General features: G+C 71.3%; 17 protein-coding genes. 5 read left to right on the forward strand and 12 right to left on the reverse strand.

Translation table 11 applies throughout. From position 1 onward, the window contains the following. Positions 1-14 precede the first annotated feature (14 nt). The 5 genes from WN71_RS42360 to WN71_RS32845 form a co-directional block, all read right to left on the reverse strand. Positions 15-182: a hypothetical protein gene (locus tag WN71_RS42360; protein WP_206300202.1), complete on the reverse strand. Its 168-nt coding sequence runs from the start codon at positions 180-182 to the stop codon at positions 15-17. Between the two features lie 110 nt (positions 183-292). Then, positions 293-1,024, reverse strand: a complete 732-nt coding sequence (locus WN71_RS32830) for a DUF6585 family protein (RefSeq protein WP_046591893.1) — start codon at positions 1,022-1,024, stop codon at positions 293-295. 204 nt (positions 1,025-1,228) lie between these two features. Next, positions 1,229-1,684: a hypothetical protein gene (locus tag WN71_RS32835; RefSeq protein WP_046591892.1), complete on the reverse strand. Its 456-nt coding sequence runs from the start codon at positions 1,682-1,684 to the stop codon at positions 1,229-1,231. A 112-nt stretch (positions 1,685-1,796) separates the two neighbouring features. Beyond that, positions 1,797-2,786, reverse strand: a complete 990-nt coding sequence (locus WN71_RS32840; protein WP_046591891.1) for an AraC-like ligand-binding domain-containing protein — start codon at positions 2,784-2,786, stop codon at positions 1,797-1,799. Between the two features lie 121 nt (positions 2,787-2,907). Beyond that, complete coding sequence (locus tag WN71_RS32845) at positions 2,908-3,798, reverse strand: LysR family transcriptional regulator (RefSeq protein WP_046591890.1); 891 nt, start codon at positions 3,796-3,798, stop codon at positions 2,908-2,910. Between the two features lie 96 nt (positions 3,799-3,894). Here WN71_RS32845 and WN71_RS32850 point away from each other — a divergent pair, with 96 nt between their 5' ends. Both WN71_RS32850 and WN71_RS32855 read left to right on the forward strand, forming a co-directional pair. Next, on the forward strand, positions 3,895-4,908 hold the full coding sequence (locus WN71_RS32850; protein WP_046591889.1) for a DMT family transporter: 1,014 nt from the start codon (positions 3,895-3,897) through the stop codon (positions 4,906-4,908). A 212-nt stretch (positions 4,909-5,120) separates the two neighbouring features. After that, the gene (locus WN71_RS32855; RefSeq protein ID WP_046591888.1) at positions 5,121-7,403 is read left to right on the forward strand and encodes a M4 family metallopeptidase; all 2,283 of its coding nucleotides are present in this window, start codon (positions 5,121-5,123) and stop codon (positions 7,401-7,403) included. 87 nt (positions 7,404-7,490) lie between these two features. Here the strand turns inward: WN71_RS32855 and WN71_RS32860 are convergent, their stop codons facing one another. The 7 genes from WN71_RS32860 to WN71_RS32890 all read right to left on the reverse strand — a co-directional run bounded on the left by WN71_RS32860 (position 7,491) and on the right by WN71_RS32890 (position 16,232). Beyond that, positions 7,491-7,685, reverse strand: a complete 195-nt coding sequence (locus tag WN71_RS32860) for a hypothetical protein (protein ID WP_046591887.1) — start codon at positions 7,683-7,685, stop codon at positions 7,491-7,493. Then, positions 7,672-8,328, reverse strand: coding sequence for a DUF6338 family protein (locus tag WN71_RS32865; RefSeq protein ID WP_046591886.1), 657 nt, complete (start codon positions 8,326-8,328; stop codon positions 7,672-7,674). Before WN71_RS32865 ends, WN71_RS32860 begins: the two co-directional genes overlap by 14 nt. Continuing rightward, positions 8,325-9,437, reverse strand: a complete 1,113-nt coding sequence (locus WN71_RS32870; RefSeq protein WP_046591885.1) for a tetratricopeptide repeat protein — start codon at positions 9,435-9,437, stop codon at positions 8,325-8,327. Before WN71_RS32870 ends, WN71_RS32865 begins: the two co-directional genes overlap by 4 nt. Beyond that, positions 9,437-12,880 carry a CHAT domain-containing protein gene (locus WN71_RS32875; protein WP_079178297.1) on the reverse strand — a complete coding sequence of 1,148 codons (3,444 nt, stop codon included), beginning with the start codon at positions 12,878-12,880 and terminating at the stop codon, positions 9,437-9,439. The genes WN71_RS32870 and WN71_RS32875 overlap by 1 nt, the downstream gene beginning before the upstream one ends. 186 nt (positions 12,881-13,066) lie before the next feature. Beyond that, on the reverse strand, positions 13,067-13,516 hold the full coding sequence (locus WN71_RS32880) for a DUF6578 domain-containing protein (RefSeq protein WP_046591883.1): 450 nt from the start codon (positions 13,514-13,516) through the stop codon (positions 13,067-13,069). A gap of 439 nt (positions 13,517-13,955) precedes the next feature. Then, entirely contained in the window at positions 13,956-14,675 is a 720-nt protein-coding gene (locus WN71_RS42055) for a hypothetical protein (RefSeq protein ID WP_167382977.1), read from the reverse strand. Between the two features lie 93 nt (positions 14,676-14,768). Continuing rightward, a complete protein-coding gene (locus WN71_RS32890) occupies positions 14,769-16,232 on the reverse strand; it encodes a helix-turn-helix domain-containing protein (RefSeq protein ID WP_046591882.1) in 1,464 nt (487 codons plus the stop codon). A gap of 507 nt (positions 16,233-16,739) precedes the next feature. Here WN71_RS32890 and WN71_RS32895 point away from each other — a divergent pair. The 3 genes from WN71_RS32895 to WN71_RS32910 all read left to right on the forward strand — a co-directional run bounded on the left by WN71_RS32895 (position 16,740) and on the right by WN71_RS32910 (position 22,662). After that, positions 16,740-17,351, forward strand: coding sequence for a DUF4232 domain-containing protein (locus WN71_RS32895; protein ID WP_046591881.1), 612 nt, complete (start codon positions 16,740-16,742; stop codon positions 17,349-17,351). Between the two features lie 1,010 nt (positions 17,352-18,361). Further along, entirely contained in the window at positions 18,362-20,824 is a 2,463-nt protein-coding gene (locus tag WN71_RS32905; RefSeq protein ID WP_052743198.1) for a hypothetical protein, read from the forward strand. A gap of 14 nt (positions 20,825-20,838) precedes the next feature. Next, complete coding sequence (locus WN71_RS32910) at positions 20,839-22,662, forward strand: hypothetical protein (RefSeq protein WP_046591879.1); 1,824 nt, start codon at positions 20,839-20,841, stop codon at positions 22,660-22,662. Positions 22,663-22,693: the final 31 nt, after the last annotated feature.

The raw sequence follows: 22,693 nt of genomic DNA on the forward strand, positions 1-22,693 counted from the left end.
TTGTCCCGGGCCGTTCAGCAGACCGGGCTGTACGTGGCCGCGCTGCCGCACGACTTCGGCCCGGTGGCGGAGTTCGACAGCCACACGGTCGACTTCGAGGCGGCCGGCGGACACGTGGCCTGGGTGTTCGCGGCGGGTGCCGGGTGGCCGGTCGAGCGCAGGCAGCGGCTGTCGGAGGTCATCGTCCGGCACATGTGGCCTCGCCGAGCGCGTCCGGGCCAACCCGCTGGACCGCCCGGCCGGATGATGCCGGCCCCGCGCCAGGCGGTCTCCCCGGGAACAGGATCCCGGTTCAGCGGACGGCGGAGGTGCGGCGGAGGTGGTCCACCAGGGCGAGGAAGAGCAGGAAGTTGGGAATGTCCTTCACGCGCTTGCTCGACCAGGAGAGCCACTTGCCGGACTTCCGCAGCGCCACCACGCCGTTGTTGACGCGCACGTCCTCGATCTCCGACCACGTCATGGCGCCGCGCTTGGCCGCCGTGACCCCGCCGCGGTCGAGGGACATGTCGCCGAAGGTGAACGTCCGGCCCGCCTCCAACATCTGCAGCATGCCCGGCAGTTGCGCCGTGGCGATCTCCTGCTGGATGAACGGCCCCCACCGCTCGGGCTCGGCGTAGAAGTCGGTGACCTTGCGGACCGTGCCGTCCCCCTTGTGGAGGGTGTACTGGTACTTCGTGGCGACGTGGATGCCGTTGACGTACCGCTCGGTGATCGCCTGAAGCGCCATCATCGAGTCCCAGCGGAAGGCGGCGGGCTGCCCCTTGCGGTCGGTCTCGATCATCCCCTGCTCGAAGAAGTACAGCCGACGAGCGGCGGACTTGCGGGAGAAATTGGGGGTCTGCACCAGCATCCAGGCGAACAGGAGCCCGGGGAGCACGAAGATGAACAACCCGACGACGGTCAGAAAGAGCAAGTTGCAGATCATCAGCACGCCCAGCCGTTTCGGCAGGAACGTGCCGCGATGGCGGCCGAGGCCCTCGGCCGTGGCGAGGCCGGCTATGTCGTCGGGGATGCGGTCGTCCATGATGGCGCTTCACTCTCGGAACAGGGGGACGGGTTCCGGCGCTGTCGGCGCCGGGGCTCGCGCAGCGTAACGGATGGCATCCGCCGCGGGGATCGCCGGTGTCCCTACGAGACGCCGGGATCGCCGGTGTCCCCCGCGAGCCCTTGCCTGCCCTCGACCCCCGTGCGCCGAGGGCAGGCCGCCAGTGGACCGGTCAGTGGGCCGTCACGCGTGGCCGCTGTAGGCGAGGCTGCACGAGAAGGCCTCGCCCTTGACCGCGCAGAGCTGGATGTAGACCGTCGTCCCCTCGGCCAGGTCGCCGCTGTTCCAGGCGCTCTCGTAGGGCGACGTGTGGCCGCGCGTGGTGGCCTGGCGCCCCGTCACCGGGGAGATCATGCTGGCTCCCATGCCGTACCCGTCGGCGTAGTAGTCGCCCACCTTGAAGGCGTCGCCGGGGATGTCGCCGCCCTGGATGGGGTCGGCGTTCCATTCCATGATGCCCGCGTAGGTGCCGCCGTAGTAGGCGGCGATGGTGAAGCTGCCGTTGGAGGACACGGCGCTCTTCTCGAACGTGAAGCCGGCCGCGGCGGCGTCGGTCGATCCGAGCGTGAGGGAGCTCGCGCCGGCCAGGGCGGCCGCGGCCAGGAAGGTGACGGCGCGATTCCTCTGTCTCTTCTTCATCGGGGGGTCTCCCTCAGTGGGTGCGGTGTTCACCCGTCGAGACTGCCCGAGTTGGATCATCTCGTGTTGGCACTGCGTCCACGGGTGATTGGCACTGCGTCGACGGTTCCCCTCATTCGGCACCGGCCAGAGCCTGGAACCGGTACTCCTTGGGCGACAGGCCGTAGGCGGCACGGAACGAGCGGGTGAAGTCGGAGGCGCGGGGAATGCCCCAGCGGGCGCCGACCGCATGGATCGCCGTGGTGCGCTGCGCGAGGTCGGCCAGGTCGCGGCTGGCCCCCTCCAGCCGCAGCCGCCGGATGCAGGCCGCGACGGTCTCGCCCCCGGCGTACCGGGGGAAGAGCCGATGCAGGTAACTGACCGAGATGTGATGGGCGTCGGCGATCGCGGGAGGTGTCAGCTCCGGGTCGTGGAGGTTGCGCCGTATGAACGCCTGGACCCGTCGGGCCATGACCTGCTGGCGGCTCTCCGGGGGCAACACCGCTTCGGCGTCCAGGACATGGGCCAGCCAGGCCGCCACCAGGTCGACGACGACGGTGCCGAGCCGGGGCGCGTCGTACGGCTCCAGCCGGTCGGCCTGACGCTCGACGCCGAGCAGGAACTCGGTGAGCAGGACGGCGGCTCCCCCGCGCCCCGGCAGGGCCCGGCCCAGCAACTCCCGGACCCGGTGCGGCGGCAGGGGCAGCAGGTCCTTCGGCAGGTCGACGCCGATGCCGCGGACCGCGACGCGGTCGTCCTGGTCCGCCGGCCTGAGGTCGTACGGCTGGGAGCTGTCGGCGATGTGCAGGTCGCCGGGGCCGAACACCTCGGCCCGGCCCGCGTGGTCGAGCGCCATCCGCCCGTCGAGCAGCAGCGTCAGGTGATACAGCTCGGGGTCCGACTGACGGACGAGCCTGGGGCTCCGCCGATAGCGCGTCGGCTTGAACGAGGTCGGCCACACGGTCGCGGGCCCCAGCTCCATCAGGCGGTGGCGCGCCCAGAAGTCCGTGAGGTGGGTGCTGGTGATGTCGCAGGGCGACCGGGTCCGGCTGACCATCTCCCGCCAGAAGTCGAACCTGTCCGCCTCCGGCAGGTCATCACTGCGGAACTCGCTCCCGATCATCGCGTCCTGTCCCTGGGCTCCGGTCGTGTACCTGGCCGGAATCGTCGCACGCGGCCACGGCGGTCGGCGGTCGGCGGTCGGCGGTCAAGTCGGTCCGGTGTCCCGGGAGATGAAGGGCCGGTCAGCGCAGGGCCACGTCCCGAAGCGCGTCGAGCAGCGCGTGGAGCGCGGGTCTCGGCGGTGTCGTGTCCTGTACGGCCGCGTAAATCGCCCTGACCGGTTCCGGCCTGCGCAACTTGCGTACGACGACACTTGCATGACGGCTCGTCAGTCCGGTCGCCGGAATGAGACTGATCCCGAGGCCGGCCGCCACGAAGCCCTGCGCCGTCGCGTGATCCTCGCTCTCCACCACGAAGTTCGGGCTGAAGCCCGCCGCGGCGCAACTGTCGACGACGGCGTCCAGGCAGGGGCCGGGCCCGTCGCTGCGGACCCACGGCTCGTCGGCGAGGTCGGCCAGGTCCAGGACCCGCTTGCCGGCGAGCCGGTGCCCGCCGGGCAGGACCGCGCGGTAGGGGTCGTCCAGCAGATGGACGAAGCGAATGCCCTGGTGATGCCGGTCGGGTGAGCGGACCACCAGGGCGAGATCGGCCCGGCCCTCGGTCACCTCGGTCAGCGGGTCGCGGGGGTCGGTCATCCTGAGGTCGATCCGGATGCCGGGGTGTTCCTGCCGGAACCGGGCGAGGGCCGGTGCCATGAGGGCGGCCCCGGCCGTGGCGAAGTAGCGGATCGACAGCAGCCCTTCGGCACGCGCCCGCAGGTCGGCCAGCGCCCGCTCGGCGTCGGCGACCTGCCTGCCGATGACGGCCGCGTGGTCGCTGAGCAACCGGCCCGCCTCCGTGGGCAGGACACCGCGGCCGACTCGTTCGAGCAGCGCCGTCCCGGCCTGCTTCTCCAGCGCCGCCACCTGCTGGCTGACCGCGGACGGGGTGTACCCCAGATTCGCGGCCGCCGCGGTGATCGAACCGCTGGTGACGACCGCGCGGAGGACTTGCATGCGTCGCACGTCAATCATGCAGCTGAGCTTAAAGGTCGTGAAGAACCCTTCGCTTGTCCTGTTGTGAACCGCCCGGCAGCATTCGAAGCCGATCGATGGCGCGAGGAGGACAGAGTGACCGACGGCCGAAGTGGCTCGCTCGTACGTATCGCCGTGCTCGCACTGCTGTGGGGGTCGGCATTCCTGTGGATCAAGTTGGCCCTGGACAGCGGACTCACGCCGTTCCAGATCGCTTTCGCCCGTTCCGCCCTCGGCTCGGCCGTCCTGCTGGCCCTGGCCCGGGCCGCCGGCCGACCGCTGCCACGGGACCGCCGGACATGGGGGCGCCTCGCCGTGGCCGCCCTCTTCTGCAACGCGCTGCCGTTCCTGCTCTTCGCGGTGGGTGAGCGGACCGTCGACTCCGGACTGGCCGGCGTGCTGCACGCGACGACTCCGCTGTGGTCCGTGCTGCTCGGCGCCGCCCTCGGCACGGCGCGCGGAACGCATCCGGTCCGACTGGGCGGGCTGGCACTCGGATTCGCCGGAACCCTGCTCATCTTCGCACCCTGGGAGAGCGCCGGACTCCTGAGCGGGGGCACGCTCGCCCTGCTCGCGGCGGCAGCGAGCTACGCGGTCGGCTTCGCCTACATGGGAAGCCGGCTGACCGGCCGGGGGACCGATCCCCTGACCCTGTCCGCGGCCCAACTCCTCGCCGCCACTGCCCTGTCGGCTCCGGCCGCCCTGGCGGGCAGCGCCACGGCGCACTTCGCCGTCGACGCGCGGGCCGTACTCGCCGTCACCGTCCTCGGCATCTGCAGCACCGGGCTCACCTTCTATCTCAGCTACCGGCTCGTCGCGGACGAGGGAGCGACCAGCGCGGCCACCGTCGGCTATCTCCTGCCGGTCGTCTCGGTGGCGCTGGGCGCCGCCGTCCTCCACGAGGAAGTGGGCCCGCGTGTCGTCGCGGGGGCAGCCGTGGTGCTCGCGGGGGTGGCGGCGACGCGGTGGCGTGAGCGAGGTCCGCAGCCGTCGCGGACCGAGACCGAACTCAAGGCGCCCGCAGTGGCGTTGTCCTCAAGCGACCCGTCGCGGGGGTTGACATCAAGCAAGCCTGAGCCAGTTTCAGCCGTTGACTTGTCACTTCCATGACAAGTCAAGGCGAGTGATGGCAATCTTCTCCTGAACATTCACCGCCCCCCTCACTCGCACGTCTCTCACGCGTCGCCGAGTTCCGACACGCCCCTCGCGGGCCGCCTCGCGCAACGCCCTTCTCTGCTCAGCGCGTCGGCAGCCGGCCGTACCTCGCCGGCCCGCCCTCTCGGCCTCGACCACGGCCGATCATCGCCTTGAAGGAGAACCCCTTGTCCCCCTCCCCCCGCTCCCCGCACCGACGGCGACCGCGTACGTCGGTGGCCCTCGCGGGCGCCGCCGCCCTCCTCGCCACCGGACTGCAGACCGGCCTCGCCTCCGCCGCCCCCACCGACCAGAGCCGCGGCGGCGAACACGCGAAGATCCACGCCACCCCCCGGGCGGGCGGGGCCCCGGCGAGGCTGTCCCCCGCCGCGCACGCCGCACTGCTCAAGAGCGCGACCGCCGCGGCAGGCCCCACCGCCGAGCTCCTCGCCCTCGGCCCACGGGAGAAGCTGGTCGTCAAGGACGTCGAGAAGGACGCCGACGGCACCACGCACACCCGTTACGAGCGAACGTACGCGGGTCTGCCGGTCCTCGGCGGCGACCTCGTCGTCCATCAGAAGGACGGTCTGACCACCGTCTCCGAGACCGCCGCGTCCCGCATCGAGATACCGACCACCGCCACCCGCGTCACCTCCTCGACCGCCGCCCGCACGGCGCTCACGGTCGCCGCGAAGGACGACGCCAGGCACCCCGCGCTCGACGGCACCCCCCGCCGCGTCGTCTGGGCGGCCGCGCAAAAGCCGGTGCCGGCCTGGGAGTCGGTGGTCGGCGGCACCCAGGACGACGGCACCCCGAGCGAGTTGCACGTCATCACCGACGCCACCTCGGGCAAGACCCTCTTCGACTACCAGGCGGTGCGCACCGGTACGGGCACGGGCCAGTACAGCGGGACCGTTCCGCTCGGCACCACACCGTCGGGATCCGTCTACCAGCTCGTGGACGGCGACCGCGCGGGCCACCGCACCTACGACCTCAACCAGGGGACGTCCGGCACGGGCACCCTCTTCACGGATGACAACGATGTCTGGGGCGACGGCACCCAGAGCGACCGGCAGACCGCCGGCGTGGACGTCGCCTACGGCGCCGCCGCCACCTGGGACTACTACAAGGACGTCTTCGGCCGCGACGGCATCCGCAACGACGGCGTGGCCGCCTACAGCCGGGCCCACTACGGCAACAACTACGTCAACGCGTTCTGGTCCGACAGCTGCTTCTGCATGACGTACGGGGACGGCGCGGGCAACGCGCACCCGCTCACCGCCCTCGATGTGGCCGCCCACGAGATGAGCCACGGCGTCACCGCGGCCACCGCGGGCCTCGCCTACTCCGGCGAGTCCGGCGGCCTCAACGAGGCGACCTCGGACATCTTCGCCGCCGCGGTCGAGTTCCACGCCGACCTGCCGGCCGATCCCCCCGACTACCTCGTCGGCGAGAAGATCGACATCAACGGCGACGGCACCCCGCTGCGCTACATGGACCAGCCCTCCAAGGACGGGGCGTCCCGCGACTACTGGGACTCCTCGCTGGGCGGCGTCGACGTGCACTACTCCTCCGGACCGGCCAACCACTTCTTCTACCTGCTCTCGGAGGGCAGCGGCGCCAAGACCGTCAACGGTGTCTCCTACGACAGTCCGACGTACGACGGCGTGCCCGTCACGGGCATCGGCATCGAGAACGCCCAGCGGATCTGGTACCGGGCCCTGACCACGTACATGACCTCCAGCACCGACTACGCCGGGGCGCGCACCGCCACCCTCCAGGCCGCGGCCGACCTCTTCGGCGCGTACAGCGACACCTACCTCGCCGTCGCCGCCGCCTGGGCCGCGATCCACGTCGGCGACCGGATCGCGCCGGGCGTGAACGTGGCCCCGATCGACGACCAGATCAGCGGGGTCGGGCAGCAGGTCTCCCTCCGGACGAGCGCCTACACCACCCACTCCGGGGCTGGGCTGACCTATACGGCCACCGGCCTGCCGGACGGGCTGACCATCGACGACACCGGGCTGATCTCCGGGGTCCCGACCACCCTCGGCACCAGCGCCGTGACCGTGACGGTCACCGACACCACGGGCGCGTCGGTCTCGGTGGCCTTCACCTGGCGGGTGGCGAACGTCTTCGCCAACGGCACCAGGGTGGACATCCCCGACGCCGGGGCCGCCGTCGAGTCGCCGATCGTCATCACCGGGCAGCCCGGGAACGCCTCGGCCACCACCCAGGTCTACGTCAAGATCGTCCACACCTACCGCGGGGATCTGACGGTCTCCCTGGTCGGGCCCGACGGGACCGTCTACTCGCTGCTGAACCACAGCGGCGGCAGCGCCGACAACGTCGACCAGACCTTCACGGTCGACGCCTCCGCCCAGCCCGTCACCGGCACCTGGAAGCTGCGGGTCCAGGACACCGCCGCGTACGACGTCGGGTACATCCAGCAGTGGCAGCTCACTCCGTGACCGCCCCCTCCTGATCGTTCGCCCCCGGCGGCCTGCCGGGGGCGAGGTCAGAGGCCGGCTCGCACGTCGACGGCCGGCCCAGCCGGGTCACTGCGATGACGTGTCCCCGGCCCCGTCCGCGGTGGTGGAGACGCCGGCCGGCCCCTGCGGAGGCAAGGCCTGCTCCTCCGTCACATCCTCTTGGTCGGGATGGTGGATGCCGCGCGGCGGGCCCGCCCAGGTCGCGAAGTCGTCGTCGAGTTCCTCGTAGTCGTCATGGCCGGCGGGGTCAGGCAGCGCCATCGGTGTCTCCTCGGGTGTCTCGGCGCGGTTCGTGGAATTCAAGGAGGTCGACGTCGGCGGCCCGGACGTACAACCCGGCCGTGCCGGGCATCCGGGGGCCGAAGGTGCCGTCCGGCTCCATCCGGTACTGGGACTCCAGGTAGAGGTCGCCCGGCTGCGGATAGGAAGAAGCGCACGACCGTCTGCCGTACCAACCCCCGGCCCATCCCCCGTTCTTCAGCCGGACCCGGACGAAGCATGCTCCGCGGTCCTGGAAGAGGGCGTCCCACGCGGTGGGCGTCTCCTCGTGCACGGCGGCACGGCGCCGCCGTACCCAGCGTGCTTCCCCCCACGCCACCAGCGTCGGCACGACCACGACGAGGACCAGCAGCCACAGACCGGCCGCCCGCGGCTGGTCCGCGACACCGGCCAGGGCGCGGTCCTTCGCGCCGCCCCGCAGCAGCCGCACGAGGTGGGGGCCGACGGCGATCAGATAGGCGGCGTCGAGCAGGACTCCGACGCCGAGCGCGCGCAGGAAGCGGTTGTTCACCTCCTGCTCGGCCTCGCGGATGCCCAGCAGTCGCTCCCTCGCGAAGAGATAGGAGGTGCCGGGCAGGATCAGCAGCACGAGAATCGCCAACTGCTCCACGGTGCTCGGTGTCATGGCCGGTTCTCCTCCTCGCGCGCCCCGGCGGCCACGTTCCGGGCCAGTGCGCTCAGTTCGCCGAGATCCAGGTCGTGGGCGCGAGCCTTGACCCAGTTGGCCGATGACGGCTTGAGCAGGTCCAGCTCCTTCTCGGCCTGGCTCAACAGCTCGATCGCCGTCGGCTCGTCCTCCTCGTGGTGCGCGAGCCGGGCGCCGACGAGGAGGAGGAAGGCCGCCAGGAGACGTTCCCGCGTCGTGCGGCGCCGCTCCAGGAGGGTCACGGCGCGGGAGAAGCACGTCCTCGTGCGCGGCACGATGCGGCGCAACGTGCTCTCCACACCGTCGTCGACGAGGGCGCGCACCTCGCGCAGGACGCCGGGGCCCAGACGCGGCGAGTCGGCTGCGCCGTCCCCGGGCGGTACCCGGCGCCCGGTCGTCGCGGCGGGGTGCCGCCGCCGGTCCGCCTCCGCGATCCTCCGGTCCGCCTCCTCGAGCAGCCGTGTCGTCTCCGCTCTCAAGGTCCGGGCCGAACCGAGCGATTCGGTCGTCACCAGGACCCGGTCCAGCACGGCGATGGCGTCCGCCACGTGTCCGCGGACGAGGAGCGCCTCCCCGAACAGCCGGGAGGCACGCGCGGCTTCCGACAGTCTGTCCGCGGCCTCGAAGACCGCGTCGCAGTCCTTGAGGAAGGCGAACTCGGCATCTCCCACCGGCCTTCCCGACTCCAGGGCCAGCAGGGCGTTCGTACCGGCCTTCATCAGAGTCTGCTCGTCGCCGCCGCGGCGGGCGTGCGTCCAGCCCTCCAGGTACGCGGCAAGGCCCTTCTCGAGATCGCCGTTCCGGCTGTGGGCCACCCCGAGGTTCAGCAGGACGTGAGCAAGCAGCCCGGAGTCGTCCGCGGCCCTTTCCCTGGCGAGCCGCAGGGCCCGCAACCCGGCGGTGACGGCCTCGTCGTAGCGCTCCTCCTCGGCGTACGCATGACAGAGCAGACCGAGTGTGCCGGCCACCTCTCCGTCCGAGAGGTCTTGCCGGACGGCCGGGTGGTCGACGAGTACGAAGTGTGCGACCCGTTCGTAGGCGGGCATCTGCTCGACATCGGCCCAGGACGTGTCGGATGGCTCGGTCATCACGCTCCCACCAGGCTGAACGGTGCCCACAGATAGGGGTGTTGGAAGGGACGCAGGGGCACGCGGGGGGACATCAGCCGCCGTCGGATCTCGGCGGGGAGCCAGTCCTGGCCGAGCAGTTCGGGCACGGTGACCGAGCGCAGCCACAACTGGGCGGCTCGCAGCGCCGGCCCGGGTGATTCGGGACCGCCGGGCGGGTCGTCGTACGGCCGCGACTCGATGGCGCCGGACGGGCTGCCGTAGGACGGCTGCGTGATGCCGTGGCCGAGGAGCCTCCGGTAGAACGCGATCATCAGCAGCACCGCGGCCGTGTCGTTCGTCTTCCAGCGCGTGCAGACGACGCCCGCGCCGCCGGCCAGCAGGATGCCGGTGGGCAGCCCGATCGCCTCGTCCGGCAGTCGGGGGTCGACGAGTCCGGTGTCGCACGCCGAAAGGGTCACCAACCGGGCCCGCTCCAGCGGCCGGGGACGCGTGTTCAGCAGATCGGCCAGAGTGAGCCGCTCGCCGCCGAGGTCGAGCCGCGAGGCGAGCGGATCGGCGGGGTCGTAGGCGCCGTGACAGGCCAGGTGGACGTGCGTGCCGCCGCGCAGCGCGCCAAGCAGGTCCCCGCTGGTGCACGACCCCTCCTTGCCGGACGGACTGCCGGTCGGGTCCCGGCTCTCACCGGCCGCGAACAGCCTTCGAAGCGTCTCCGCCTCCTCGGCGGCGAGGAGCCCTCCGTCCTGGCCCGGGGTGGACGCCGCCACGAGGAAGGGCTCGGGCTGCGGTGCCGCGGCGCGGCGCCTGGCCGCGAGGAGCAGGCGCGCCGACGGTGCGTACGCCACCGCGCAGGTCGCGAGGAGCGGTTCGTTCGTCGAGGGAAGGTGCGCGGCGTGCAGGGGCAGGTGGGCGGTGGGACCGCAGGCCACCACGACCACCGCGGTCGCCGAGCCGAGGGCCTCGGCGACGGGCCCGACCAGCTCCTTGCCGAGCCGCGGGAGCAGTTCCCGCAGCTCCCCTCCCCTCTCGCGCACGGTCCGGGCGAAGGCGTCGGCGAGCACACGGGCGTCGGCGGCGGTGAGCGTCGACTCGACGGCTTCGACACGGGCTCCGGGATCGGTCTCGTGCCGGACGATCAGGGCGATGCTTCCGGCGTTCGTCGTCGCGATGTAGCAGAGGGGTTCACCGGGCCGCGCGGCGCCCAGGATGTCGGCCCGTGTCGCTTCCCGCAGGAAGGACGCCATCCCGGGGACCTCCCTCACCCGAGCCAGGGCGGCGGCCAGCTCCGCCCGCGCCTCGTCGAGGGGTCCGCCCAGCTCGTACTCGGCCGAGTCGATCTCCCGCCCGCCGTCCGCCGGCTCTCCCCCACGGCCCAGCTCCCGGTTGCGGGCCTCCAGGGCGTGTACGGTCTCGGCGGCCCGCACATAGCCGGCGTGGACCTCCGGTTCCGCCCGCGCCAGCTGCTGGAGCTGGTCGTGATCCGGTGACAGGACCAGATTGAAGCTGCGGGTTCTACCGCGTTCCAGGCAGAGCAGCGCTTCCTCCGGCCGGCCCCCACGGGCGAGCGCGTAGGCGGCGCGCTGGTGCAGATCGCCGGCCGTGTTCAGCCTGGACTCACGTGAGGACGTCACCAGGCAGACGCGGAAGAGCTGTTCGTCCGCCTCCACCGCCCGCTGGTACGCGTCGGCCGCCGCGCACCAGTCGCCCCGCTCGGCCAGCGCGTGACCGAGCTTCTCCGCCGCCCATGCCATCAGGTCCCAGCGGCCGTTCGCCCGTCCCATCGCCTCCCGCAGAGCGGACAGCTCCCGTTCCCGTAACTCGTCTTCACGGGAGGGGTCCAGCGTGCGGCAGAGCCGGCAGGCATCCGCCAACGAGATCAGCTGGAAACCGAGTTCGAACCCGGTCGGCAGCCCCTCGTAGGCCGCGAGGGCGTCTTCGATGTGCGCCAGTCCCCGTCGCGCGGTCGCGGCAGGGTCGTCCGCCTCACCTCGCTCGGCCTGCCCGAGGCGGGCCCAGCCGAGCTTGGACATGCTGCGTGCCCACAGATGGGGGGCGTTGATCCTCGGCCGGTCCGCGAGAGCGGCCTCGTGGCAGCGGATCTCCTCCTCGTACTCGCCGAGCTTGCCTGCGACGATGGCCAGTTTGTCGTAGGTGCTCGACGCCTCCGCGCGGTCCCCGACCCGTTCGTAGACGGCGAGCGCCCGCAGCAGGTGCTCGCGTGCGCGAAGGCTGTTCTCCCGCCGGTCTCCCCGCATCCTCCTGGAGAGCGAGACCGCCAGCCGGGCCTGTGTGTTGGCCCACTGCTCGGGGTCGAGCTCCTCCGATTCGAAGGTGTTCAACTCTTCGTACAGCCGCACCACATGCTCGCTGTTGACGGCGGGATCGCCCTGCTGCCGGACGTTGTAGGCACCGGCGAGGTGACTCTGGGCGTCGCACCACAGGTCCTTGTACCGGGCGGGGTCGAGCCGGGCGACGACCGGTTCCAGGAGGCCGATCGCCTCTTCGATCTGGCCGGGTGCGGACTGCGTACCCTGATCGATCAACACCTTGGCCAGCTCGCTGCGGACCCGCGCCCATGTCTCGCGCTTCAGCTCGTGCCCCGCCTCCTCAAGCACCGTCCGCAGGTGCCGGATCGCCAGGTTCTGGTTGGCGTGGACGTCGCCCGTGTAGCGCTGGCCGTAAGCACGCGCCAGCTCGTACCGGACCGCGGCCCAGCGCGCCGGTTCCTTCCGCCTCGAAATGCGCTGCGCTCCCCGCAGCAGCAGGCCGATGGCCCGTTCGAGGCCGACGATGTCGTTCCCCCGGTTCACGCTGCTCAGCGCCTTGCCCAACTCGATCTCGAAGGCGCCGCGCAACTCTGGCTGGTGACAGTCGCCGAGCAGCTCCAGCCCGCGCTCCGCCAGCCGTGTCAGCTCGGCGGCGACAGGCCTGTCGCTCAAGCTCCGGCCGAGCCCGGCGCGTCCGATCGTCATCATCTCCTCGGCGATCCGCAGCACTTCGGGCGGCGGTGCGGAGCGCGGGGCTTTGACCCTGTACCGGCGCGGACCCGTGCCGCCGGCCGCTCCGCGGCGCCCGGCAGGCGCCAGCAGTCCGCGTGCCGCGTCGAACATCACGGACAGGACACCGGACTTCTCGGCCTCCTCCGCGCTCACCGGCCCGAGCTGGTCGAGCAGCGCCTCGACGTAGATCTTCTCGTTGGCCTGGTCGCTCTCGGACGAGGTGTGGGGCGGACAGAAGTAGACCAACTGCCGCTGTGCGTCGGCGCGGTACACCAGCAGCGGGAAGGGCCGGCGCCTCCTCGCCCCACAACGCGGGCAGACAACCGCAGGAACCTCCCCCTTGATCACTCCCTGCACGAGGTCGGGCCGCGCCAAGGCGTCGACGACCATGTACGTGCCGTCCCGGACGTCTTCGCCGCACCTCCGACACCGCCAACCGTGCCGGACTTGAATCGAGTAGTCCATCAGCCCCCTCAATCCCCGGTTCACTGTAGGGACGTACGGGGACAGTCACGTCGGGATCCCGCAAAACGCCTCACGCGGGGGTCTTCGTATGTGTCCAGCGCGGGGCCAGTACCTCCAGCACCTCCAGCACGAGACATGGCCTGCGCCCCAAGCAGTTGGACGAAAGTCGCCACTGCTTCAGCGACTTCAGCGGCTTTCCTGGCTGCCACGGCGGCTACGGCGGCTACGGCGACCAGCGGTCTCCGGCATGTCCGGGGCAGGCCGGGCGGTCACCAGGTAGCCCGCGAAGCTGACGCCCGGCTGCGCCTTCGCCCACCCGTTCCCCTGCTCCACCGAGACCAGGACGGCCGACCCGGGGACAGGCGCGAGCACATTCGTCGAACTGCCGGCCGGTGTGGCGTAGCGGCAGTGCACCTCGGAGATGGCCAGCACCTGGAGCCGGGTCGGCGCGTGCCCCTCGTCCTGACCGTGATGTTCCTCGCGAAAATCGATCCCGGCCGCCCGTTCGTCGCCCACGACGTCGGCGTAGTCCTCCGGATCGACCTCCAGCAGCGTCCACGAGACGGCGTCCCCCTGCCGAAAGGTCTTCCCGCAGCACTGCATCTGCCAGTCGTCGACCCAGATCGTCAAACCCATGCCGCCATTGTCAGCGGACCGAGCCGGCTTCCTCCACGAGTCGGCGCGGGTCACACCGACGCACGCTCCGCAGGGCCACCAACGACACCGCTGCCCTTCCGGCTTCCGTGCAACTCCCCCGTACCCGGGCCAGTCTCTCCGGTGCTCGTCGGCGTGGGCCGCCAAGCTGACGACCGTGGGGTTCTGGCCGTGCCCTCACCACCAGCGGACCCAGAACACGAACCTAACGAAGCACTACTGCTCGGAAAGGGAAACGACTGCGACACCTGCGGCAAGCATCCTCGCGACCACTTGGTCCGCCAGGTCGTCATCGCAGATGACCTCGGCCATGGGTGGATCACTCTTCAAGATCGGCAGTAGCCCAGGCTCGTGCGCCAGAGCTCCCAGCGATCACGCTCAGTAGTCCACATCGGCTCGAATTCGAGCAGCTCCCGGTCGTTCATGCCCGCCTCCCCGGGATGCACGGTAGCGTGCGGTCGGCGTAGCGACACCGGGCAGGCCCAGCCATGGGGCGAGTGGTCATGACCCCGTAGGCTTCCTGCGCGTCGGCTCGGCTGTGGACCTCCCTGGTCAAAGCACGACAGCCTCCCCCGGAACCGCGTGCACCGGTCCCGGACGTCGTCGCGATGTCCCCACGACCGCACACACGAGGTGAGCAGGAAGGTGCGTCGTAGAGCCAGATCTCCGCGTCCGGGTGATCAAGCCGAGCACGAGTGTCGCGGGTGAGTGGGTGATTGCCGACGAGCACCGCCTCCGGGAGGACGGCTTTCACTGCTTCGAACGCGGCCCGGGACTTGCCCGCCGTCGACTCGCCGACGACCAGGACGAAGCGGTGGGCTCGCAGGGCCTCCTCGAGGTCGTCGCTGCGATCGCGCCGCACGAAGGGCGGCACCTGGACGACGGAAACGCCCTGATCCGCCCCGGCCCTCGAGCCGGCCTTCGGCGCGGCCGGGTGGACGCCGAGCTCGATCAGATCGTCGACATCCGCGACGCGCGGCGGCTTCCCCCGATGGTCCACCAGGAGCCGGCTCGTGAACTCGGTGCGCTGACGCACCGTTTCCTCGACAAGGTGCTGCCCCCGCTGCGTCAGCGCCGCACCCACCGTGGCCCCAACCGCGACCACCGCTCCGCCCACCACTCCCGGCAGCAGCCGGGACACCCAGGACAGAGTGGACACCCCGAGGGCCACGCCGATCACGAGCCACCAGCCGCCCCACCGAGTACCCCGAATCCGGAAGCCCCTCATAGCTCGTCAGCCTGCCGCATCGGGGCCGGCATGCGAAGTGGTGGTCATGGGGACCCAGCCCTGGGGACGGCGGTACCAGTAGTGCGGGAGCCCGTCGATCGTCGTGGTGCGGAACGGGCGGCCGTGGTCGTCGATCCGTACCGTGCCGGTTCGGCCCTGCGCGGACCAGTCGAGATCGACGTACCAGTCGCACGTGCAGGAGCCGGTACGCGCGGAGAGGAACAGGACCTCGGGCTTCTGCAGGGACACCCGGTAGGGAAAGTCGATCGCGGGAGCCGGTCTGTCCGGGTCGTTGCCGGGCACCGAACGGACCAGGGGCCGGGGCGCGTCGAGGTCGACCGAGAAGTAGCGGGGGATCAGGACGGCGCCACAGCCCTCGTACATGGAGTAGGCGATGCCCTGGCGGGCCGGGGCTGCGCGGTCGGCCATGCGCACGTGCAGCGCTGTCAGGACGACCTCGGCGGAGCCTCTGCCCTGCACCGTGATCCGCAGGTCGGTGGTGCGCCCGTGGACCGCGCCCAGGGACGAGGCCCAGGCCGCCGCGTCCGCCGGCATCGGCGGCGGCACCTGCTCCGGCGGCTTGGCGATGACGTAGTCGTGGTCGCATTCGAGCCGCCAGACATGGGAGTCGGCCGTCCAGGTGAGCGGGCCGGCCGAGGGCGCCGTGCCGGTGTTCTCCGGGTCCTTCGACGCGTCTCCGCCACCGTGGGCGGCCGGCGCCGAGGGGCTCCCCGAGGTCCGGACGGTGGCCGACGGCTCCGTACCTTCCGGGGAGGGGACGGCGGGCACGTCGGTCCTGCCGGCGCGCGGCCGGGACGATGCCGAGAGTCGCGGGGTGAGGGGTTCTGAGGCGGCGGACGCAGTGGGTCCGACGGGGGGTCTGCCGGCGGATGCGGTGAGACCGGCCGGCAGGACGACGAGCGAGGCCGCCATGGCCATGGATCTCAGGGGCAGTCGCCGAGGGCTTCGGGCTCGCTGCCGTCCGTCCGCCTCGGGCGTGGGTCCCCGCAGCGACTCGGGCGCCGAGAGCCGCTCGGGCGTCGCCTCACGCCGGGCGTCCGGGGTGTCATGGTCGCCCAGGGCGTCGGGACCGACCTGTCCGTCCAGACCGTCCACGCCGCCCAGGCCGTCCAAGCCGCCGGATGCCGGGTCCGCGGGACCGCTCGTCGTGCCGCGAGGCCCCGGTACGCGCCGGGCACGCGACGAGCGTCGGCGCTGCCGTTCCGCGACCGCCAGGATCCACCTGCGGTGCAACTCCCGGCGCTCTTCGGGAGAGGCCGCGCAGAGTTCGGCGAACCGTTCGACGGTGGCGAACTCCAACGGAACCATCTCGCCGGCGCAATAGCGGTGCAGCGTCGAGGCGTTCATGTCCAGACGACGGGCGAGCGCCGCGTAGCTGCGGTCCGTACGCTCCTTCAGACGCGTCAGGAGAAACGCGAACTCCGACACGTCGTCGCGGCATGCATCCATCTGGTCCGTGCTCGCATCCGTTCATCGGCCTGCGCCGCCATGGCCCGCTCCGGGCGGGCAGCCAGGTACTTCGCATACCTGCACGCCGGTACGGCTGGAGCGGTTCCCCGGTCGCACCATCCGCCGCTACGAGATCTCCGTCACCCGCCCCCGAGTTGAGCCCTCGGGACGCGGCCGGTCGGCCGGTCGTGGTGTCGCGCCTCACCCGCCCCGCCGAGTGTCCCCTCGGGTGTACCGCCGTCGGCCTCGGTGCTGCCCGTCCCGCACCGGCATCCCAGACTCACGAGTCTCCGCAGGTCGTGCGGGGTGGGACCGTCCCATCGTTGCGGGCCACGGGATGGCTGTTGTCCCAGGGACCCGGGGCGTCCGACGCTGTGGCCGTCGCAGCAGCCGAGGGGCCGTAGCGCCCGGCAGTGCCACGGCACCCGTCCTCGGATCCGGACGCCGTGCGTGCGCGACCTCGTGCCGACCGATACGACCTCGTACCGACCGCAAAGGAAGACATCCATGAACGTGAAGTCCGCCCTGGCCCGCCGCGTAACCGTGGCCACGGGTCTCGTCCTCGCCCTTGGCTGTGGTGTGTCGGCCCATGCCTCCGCCGACGGGCCGCGGACGACCGGCGCGAAGGCCCGTGCCGCGGTCACCCACCACACGGGCGGCAGTGGCGCGAAGAGCACCGTCGGCGCCTGCTCCCAGAAGGACCTCGGGGTCTCCGCCGTGAAGGAGCCGGCGGACGCCACGGACGCCAGGCACCTCCTCCTCACCGTTCAGAACGCCGGCGACAGGGCGTGCAACCTCTACCGCTACCCCTTGGTGCGGCTCGGCGCGGGCCGGACCACGGCCCCGGTGATCAAGGAGAGCGACCCGACCCCCGGGGTGCCCGTCACCCTCGCCCCCGGTGCGGAGGCGTATGCCGCACTGCTCGTCAACGGCCCCATGGACGAGTACGAGGCGAAGAGCATCACGCTCACCCTCCAGGGTCCGCAGCCGGGGAGCAGTGCCGGCAAGTCGATCGATGTCCCCATGCCCGTCGACACGTTGTACGCCAACGACGGCCAGCGGGTCACCTACTGGACGACCGCTCCCGGCTACGCACTGGACTTCATCATGTCCAAGTGAAGGATCGAACCCTCAACCCGCAGTGACCGCCCAACTCCGCAGGGCCCGGAAGCCGTTGAGGCTGCTGGGCCCCACCGGAGGTCGGCCCGGCGCCGACCGGACCGCCGCAGGGGACTGCGATTGCGAGCCTCGGTGAGCGGCGTGAACATGGAAGAGAGGTGATCGGCGGCGGAGTACGTCGCGCCCCCATCCACGACCTCGGACGAGGCGTTTCCCATGTCATTCCACACAGGTCGTCCCTCTGTCCCGGGGCCCTGGGAGGAACTGCGGAACCATCCCGGCGGCGGACACGACGACCACGGCAATCACGGCGACGACGGACCCGGCTGGGGCGGGGGCGGAGGCGGCTGGTTCGGCAGGCACCGCCCTCCCTTCACGGGCGAGCACCCGCATCCCGATGAGCACGACGGCCCCGGCCCCGCCGATCCGAATGATCCGCATGACCCGCACGGCCCGCATGACCCTCCCGATGCCACCGACAGGCACCGCTGCCCCGACAAGCCCGCGGACGCGCCTGCGCAGGGCTGCGCGGATGTCACGGAGGGACCGTTCCGGGTGACGCGGCCGTCGGACATGCTCGTCGTCGACCTCGGCCTGGTCAATCTGCGGTTCGACGGCCACCGCCTGGTACGGCGAGACCCGGCGAAGCCCGCTTTCGTCCTCGCCGGGCTGCCACCGCAGCACGTGCTGGAAGAGGCTCCGCTCTCGCTCGACGCCGTACCCGGCTCGGTGCCGGCCACCACCGCGGGAGCGACCTGGCTGGCCTTCTCGGTACCGGGCGACGCGGCCGGCCTGGACCTTTCGCTGGCCGCGCTGCTGGACTGGAAGCATCTCGTGCCGCTGACGGTGCCGGTCGGAATGCACACCCCGGACACACCGGGGACCACGGTCTTCCAGGGCGTCCCCAGGAGCGTCGTCGAGTTCCCCACTCGCCTGCTGATCACCTACGACGAGCCGGTGACCTGGCTGGCTTCCCCGCCCCCCCCCAACCGGCAGGCGGACGCCTGGCGTTGTGGCACGCGCGACTGCTCGGCGGCGACAACAGCAACAACCAGGTTCTGCTCCGGGCCTTCGCGACGGCCGGCGACGCCGGCACGCCACCCCCTGACAGTCCTCTCGGCGCCGCGGACCTCCAGGACCTTGTCACCCTCACCAGCCGGGACGAACTCATCGGCCCCGGTGGCGCCCCCATCGACGTCCCGAGCGCGCCGCTGCGCGCCGAGCAGTTCATCGTCACCGCCCTGGGCGCCTCGGCGCACCTGCACGGCGCCTGGGAAGAAGCGCCGGAAACCGACAGGTCGGCGTACGAGGTGGCCGGTCGGCCGCTGCCCGGCTTGACGGCATACGACCACATCACGGGCCTGGGACGTGATCAGTACGTCCATGTCGTCCACCCCGGCCGCCTCTGCACGGGTCATGAGGCCCTGTGCGTCACGGAGTTCAAACGGGTCTTCGTCGCCCGCCCGGACGACGGCATCGTCGCCTACCTCCACCGGGAGGATCACGTCGTCCTCAAACAGCCGGAAGTGGACTACGGATCGGCCGGGTTCACCTACGAGGGGCGCGAGATGCCCTTCCGTACGCTGCACATCACCGACCGCACCACCCCCGTGATCGAGGAGCCACCGGACAACGCCTCCTTCTGGGTCACACTGAAGAGCTCCGGCGACGACCACGAGTTCACGGTCATCGGCACGGACCACGAAGGGCGGAAGGTCAGCTTCACGATGCCCCTGGTGTTCGTGCCCCACGGCGTGAAGGAACCGATGCTGGAGGCCCGTTACGCGGAGAAACCGCAGAGCCCGGACCCGGCCAAGGACCGAACCAGACGATCCATGGGCGGTCAGTCGATGGCCATGGCACAACCGCCCGCCGGCGCACCCGGCAGCACCTGCCACGCGGTGGACACACTGACCTTCGGGTTCGGGACCATCGGTGCCGAACCGGGAGGCGACCACATGGAGGTCGGGCTACCCCACGTGAGGGCCGCCACGGTCCGCGTCGCCGCAGTCGAGCAGTTCGCCCCGAACGCCGGCTTCCTCGACGTCACCTTCAACTCCACCTACCTCAAGCAGACCATGCAGCGCCACCCGGCCGGCGCCTATCTCGATCTTCAGGCCCCGGTCGACCTCACGCTCGGGGCCGAGAAGGCCGGCGGGATCGCCAGTCCCAAGTCCGCCCTCAAACTCGTCACCGCCCAAGCCGGCGTCGTCCCCGACGTCTTCAAGGCGGACGAGACCGGCGCCATCGTCGACGCGGCACAACACAGCGACATCGTGAAGGCATTCGCCGGAGCCAGGCTGCTCGGGCTCATCGATCTCGGACGGGTCCTCAGGACTCTCGTGAAGGACGACCTCACCGCCGTACAGAATTACACCGACGACCAGATCCAGCACGCCCTGGACGCCGCGGACGGCGTACTGCCGGTACCGGTACTGCGCATCCGCGATCTGGCCGACGGAAAGAGCAAGGAACTCCGCTACGTGTGGAAGACCCGGCTGGCCAATCCGCAAGCCCCGCCCGAGAAGGGCGAGCTGCCGGACGTCATCGACGCCCGCAACGCCACGCTGACTCTGGACGCCCGCACCGTCCGTTCGCAGGACGGCGCCGCCCGGACCACCGTGGAAGGCCGGTTGAGCGACTTCGCGCTGGAGTTCGCCGACGTGGCCCGCGTCGAGATCGCCGACCTCAGGTTCAGGACCGGCCCGGGCAAGAAGCCCGACGTGACGGCCGACGGGGTGGAGGTGAAGTTCGAGGGCGCGCTGGAATTCATCAACACCCTGCGCAGCGCGCTGCCCGCCGACGTCTTCGGGGCGGGCGCGTACGTCGACGTCGGTCCCGGCGGCGTCACCGCGGGCTACAAGCTCACCCTCCCCACCATCGGCATCGGCGTCTTCACCCTGTCGAACGTCGCGGTGCTGGCCGAACTCAAGATCCCGTTCGACGACGGGACGGGCGTCACGTTCCGCTTCTCTGTCGCCGAGCGAGAGCATCCGTTCATCGTCACCGTGTCCCTGTTCGGCGGCGGTGGCTACTTCTCGCTGCTGGTCGACGCGGCCCGAGGGGTCCGGCAGATCGAAGGTGCCATCGAGTTCGGCGGTGCCGTGGCGCTCGATCTCGGGGTCGCGAGCGGCGGGGTCTCGGTGATGGCGGGCATCCGCTTCTCGCTCTCCGACACGGACGCCTCGCTCACCGGCTACCTACGCTGCAACGGCTTCCTGTCCGTGCTCGGGATCGTCACCGTGTCCGTCGAGTTCTACCTGCAACTCACGTACGAGAAGCGCAAGGACATCCACCAGTCGGTGATCAGCGGCAGGGGGACGCTCACGGTCAGCGTGCGGATCGCCTTCTTCAGCAAGTCCGTCTCCCTCAGCCTCGAGCGCAGCTTCGCCGGCGCGCCGGGCGACCCGTCCTTCTCCGACTGCGTGCTGGAATCGCACTGGCGCGAGTACTGCGAGGCGTACGCTCCTTGACTCCGGGAGGCGACATGCCGCTCGAACAGCACATCAACTGGACCGTTCTCCCGGCCGGGTTGTCGGACGACGGCACGCAGGTCCGGGTGTCGGTGTTCATCGCCCCCCGCCTGCAGCCCGAGAACGGGGCCGGCACCCTGGCGGACTTCCCCGATTTCGTCGACTGGCCGGCCCGGCTCGAGGACGCCACCTTCGTGTTCGCCGCCGGGGAGGACGGAACAGGGGCCGCCCCACCCCGGCAGCTCGATCCCTTCACCGACTCGTTGAGACCTCAAAGCCCTTCATTCGACGGGGAGTTGTGGACCAGCCTGTTCCACGAGGACACTCCGCTCCAACCGTTCTCCTTCGCCGCACCTGGCGAGCGCGAGATGCGTACCTATTCGGCCGGCCAGGTCAGCGCTTACACGAAGCAGGTCTACGGACGTGCGGCGCTGCGCTCGCCCGAGACGCCACCGCCCACGCGGCAGGCACTGGGCCTTCCGAGCACGGCCTCCGGGGACGTTCTGCACGGCCATCCCCAGCTCGGCGGGGGCGCCCCGCATTCCGGTGGTGCGGGCGCCGACGCCCCGGGCCCGCAGGACGGCGGTGAGGTGCCCTCCGAGTTGGCGGGACTCAACGCGTTCCACAGCGTGCCCGAGCCGAGCGGCACCGCCGGCGGGCAGACGATCGCTGGGCACGCGGAGGGGCCCACCCCGCCGAAGCCGCCGTCGTTGCCTCCGGCCGACTTCCACACGATACTCACCGCGCTCGGCGACCACCCCGTGCTGTTGCGACACCTCGGACTCGTCCTGGACTTCCTCCTGCCCGCCGACCGGGTTCCGTCCTCCGCGGGCCAGGGGCTGCTGAGCGTCGTCCCGCACTGGACGTCCGCTCTGCACCAAGGCGCGTACGACGTCTCCTGCCGCACCCGTTACGTCTTCGGCGCCGACCCCCTCGAACCCGCCCGCCGGGTCTTCGTCCCCGCGGCCCAGGCCGCCGCCGACGGCGACCCACTGGCGTCACCGTCCCGCGGCCTCGTGGTGCTGGACGGAGACTTCTCCCTCGAACAGGCCGACACGGACGGCGCCGCCTTCAAGATGCTGTCGGTCCCCGAGGACGCGGTCGGCCTGTCCCCCGTGCGCACCCACGGGCTCTCCCTGGTCCGGGACAACCGCGCGGACAGTCTCACGACGGAGTTCCGACGCGCGGCCGACAACGAGGGGGCCTTCACCGCGACGGTCTCGGGGATGCGACCGACCGACGGTGCGCCGGCCGCCGTGACCCCGGCAGCCGGCGCCGACACGCCCCAGGGCCCGCAGGCCCCGTCCCCGCAGCAGCCGCAGGACGGCTCCACCGCGCCCGTACTGGTGGCACAGGACGTGGTGCGTGGCCACCGGCTGGACATCTGGGACGAGACACGGCAGGCGTGGTACTCGTTGCACGAGCGCATCGTGGAGTACCGGAAGCCCGGTGCCGGGCCCCTCCTGCTCACCGCCTCCGACGAAGGCTGCTTCCAGGCACACCTCGCCTCACCGCCGGATCACCTCGTCCCGTCGCACACGCCGCCGCCCCTGTACGTACCCGAAACGCTCGTCACATGGAACGGGTACTCGGCGTCGGCGAGCCGGCCCGGCCTGGTGCTGGACACCGACCCGGGCGCGCCCGACGAGAACCGGCCGCCCAACAAGCCGGTGGAACCCAACAACGACGCACCTCCGGGAATCCCGCTGGAGATCACGGTCAGGGCGCGGCCGGGCTCACTGCCCAGACTGCGCTTCGGCCGTCAGTACCGCGTACGGCTGCGCACCGTGGACCTGGCGGGCAACGGGCTCGGTCCGACGGAGGCCGCCGCCGCCTAGGCCCAGCCCGGCGTAGTGCTCCCGGCCACCG

This window comes from Streptomyces mangrovisoli, assembly GCF_000974985.2.
In the GTDB taxonomy this organism is placed as follows: Bacteria; Actinomycetota; Actinomycetes; order Streptomycetales; family Streptomycetaceae; genus Streptomyces; species Streptomyces mangrovisoli.